2 protein-coding genes and 1 pseudogene are annotated in these 2,682 nt (G+C 34.3%); 2 read left to right on the top strand and 1 reads right to left on the bottom strand.

What is annotated here, in order from left to right; all coding sequences use genetic code 11:
- Window positions 1-110: 110 nt before the first annotated feature.
- Both ABF638_RS37655 and ABF638_RS37650 read left to right on the top strand, forming a co-directional pair.
- A pseudogene (locus tag ABF638_RS37655) lies at window positions 111-517 on the top strand (transposase); the annotation flags it as partial.
- 423 nt (window positions 518-940) lie between these two features.
- A complete protein-coding gene (locus ABF638_RS37650) occupies window positions 941-2,248 on the top strand; it encodes a sensor histidine kinase (RefSeq protein ID WP_435027833.1) in 1,308 nt (435 codons plus the stop codon).
- A gap of 38 nt (window positions 2,249-2,286) precedes the next feature.
- Here ABF638_RS37650 and ABF638_RS37645 read toward each other — a convergent pair whose 3' ends face one another.
- Entirely contained in the window at window positions 2,287-2,631 is a 345-nt protein-coding gene (locus tag ABF638_RS37645; RefSeq protein WP_435027834.1) for an EAL domain-containing protein, read from the bottom strand.
- Between the last annotated feature and the right edge of the window lie 51 nt (window positions 2,632-2,682).

The raw sequence follows: 2,682 nt of genomic DNA, 5'->3' as shown, positions 1-2,682 counted from the left end.
TGGGTTGGTTTACTCACTGCTGCTACTGTACTTCAGAAGACTGATAACCGCTATACCAAATAACAAGGTCAATCAAACTATACACTCAGAAAGATTTTTTCAGTGTTGCATATAAAAATTATACTGGCTATTATCCAGAATCGGTTCATGTAGATAAAATTTATCGCACAAGAGAGAATAGAGCTTGGTGCAAAGAAAGAGGTATTATCATGAGTGGCCCTCCTTTGGGAAGGCCACCTGCTAATATTAGTAAAGAAAAAAAGAAACAAGATTTAGAATCTGAGAAAATTCGTAATTGTATTGAAGGAAAATTTGGGCAAGCTAAAAGAAGGTTTAGCCTCAATCGAGTGATGGCGAAACTTTCCCATACTTCTGAAACTGCAATTGCTATTACTTTTTTAGTGATGAATCAATAACTCACCTGTCGCGGGTGTTTTATGCTTTTTTATGTCTATTTTTAAAAACTGCACCTTTTTTGCAGTTCCCTATAACGGAAGGTTATTATTTTGTTAATTAGAGACAACAAAAGCTTATCTTTCATTTTGCTTGAATAACTAGTCAACCCAAAAGAATTGCTTTTTCATACTTTTTCAGCAACCCCTAAGCTAATCGGCACTAAAGTTGCATAATAATGTGAATCAGCAGGTCGAAATTGCATTATCTCAAATTAACATAGGCAATGCTAATAAATTTACTTGCAGGGATTAAGGTTAGAAAAAAAGAGAAAATCCCATCTCTATGTAAGTTTTACAGAGCAGATTAATTTATATATAAAAGCCATTAAAAGTATTGCAAGAAGCTAGCTCCATTATTTTAGAATACTTGGAACTAGCAATAATTAAAGTATTTACTGCTTTTTCTACTATAAGAGACATTTTTATATTTAGAATATATAATTTGTTGTTAATGTTTTCGGAAATTTATTAGACAAAATTAAAATATGCTGGAATTATTACAAAAAATTTTTACAGATAGCTTATTTATTCCACATGGACATTGTTACCTTTGGAAGACAGGGTTAGTGTGGCTACATATTATATCAGATTCTTTAATTGCCCTTGCCTATTTCTCTATCCCCATCGCCCTTGTTTACTTTGTCCGCAAGCGTGAGGATTTGCCTTTTAAATCAATACTTTTATTATTTGGAGCTTTCATTATCTTTTGTGGTACAACCCATGTAATGGAAATTTGGACGCTTTGGCATCCAACTTATTGGCTATCTGGTTTTATAAAAGCTTTGACTGCTTTGATATCGGTTTATACAGCTTTCACATTAGTGCCGATAATTCCCCAGGCGCTAGCTTTGCCAAGTCCAGCGCAACTAGAAGCAGCTAACAGTCAACTAAAACTTACTCTCAAAGACCTTGCAGATACACAAACTCAACTTATTCAAACTGAAAAAATGTCTTCTTTAGGGCGGTTAGTCGCAGGTATTGCCCATGAAATTAACAACCCTGTTAGTTTCATTTATGGTAATATCGCCATTGCCAATGAATATACTGAAAACTTGTTTAAATTAATCTCACTTTATCAAGAATGCTACCCAAAAAAACTATCGAAAATTCAGATTTTAACTGAGACGATAGAATTCGATTTTGTTAGAGAAGATTTACCAAAAATATTATCTTCAATAAAAATAGGAGCTGAACGCATCTGTGAGATTGTTCTATCATTACGGAATTTTTCGCGGCTAGATGAAGCCGAGATAAAAAGAGTTGATTTACACGAAGGTATTAATAGCACTCTCTTAATTTTAGGTAATCAATTAAAAGGCCAAGGAAAACATCCAGATATTGAAGTTATTAAACAATATGGGGAACTCCCTCAAGTCGATTGTTACCCTGGGCAGCTTAATCAGGTGTTTTTGAACCTTTTAACTAATGCCATTGATACTTTGAGAGAGTCAATAATCGGTTGCCCGTTACCAGAGAGCAATATTATAACAACTGGAAATAAACAATCAACAAATCACAATCCTCAAATCCGCATTGTTACTGAAGTTTTAGATAGTAATCAAGTAATGATTCGAGTTATTGACAATGGCTGTGGGATGACAGAAAAAGTCAAGCAAAAAGTCTTTGACCCTTTCTTTACAACTAAACCTGTTGGTTCAGGTACAGGTTTAGGAATGTCAATTTGTTATCAAATTGTAGACAAGCATGGCGGTCAGTTAAACTGTATTACACAACCACTTCAAGGAACAGAGTTTCAGATCCAGATTCCGATCAGGAGCAAGTCCTTCTTCTGAATACTAGCATTTATTTTCTCTGAGTTAATCCTATGCTTTTATGCGCCAAAAAAGGATTGCTCTGAAGCTAGTAACATTCTTGCTTGTTCTTGAGCCAAGGGCTTTGAAAATAAGTAACCTTGTGCTTGTTGGCATTGTAACAATTTAAGTTGTACTAATTGGTCAATTGTTTCTACCCCTTCAGCAACGATATTCATTCCTAAGTTATCAGCTAAAGTAACAATAGCTCGAACAATAGCGAATTGTTCAGTATCGCTATCAATTCGATTGACAAAAGAGCGGTCAATCTTGAGAACATCAATGGGGAAATTATGCAAATAAGCTAGAGATGAATAACCTGTCCCAAAATCATCAATACATAATTGCAAACCAAAAGCCTTAATACCAATTTAATATGAAGCTGCATAGAAAAGAGCTTCTAAAATAAAGTTATA

It is taken from the genome of Nostoc sp. CALU 1950 (assembly GCF_051172895.1).
Taxonomy (GTDB): domain Bacteria; phylum Cyanobacteriota; class Cyanobacteriia; order Cyanobacteriales; family Nostocaceae; genus Nostoc; species Nostoc edaphicum_A.
Note: the sequence above shows the minus strand (reverse complement) of the source record. Positions and strands in the feature narration are given on the sequence as shown.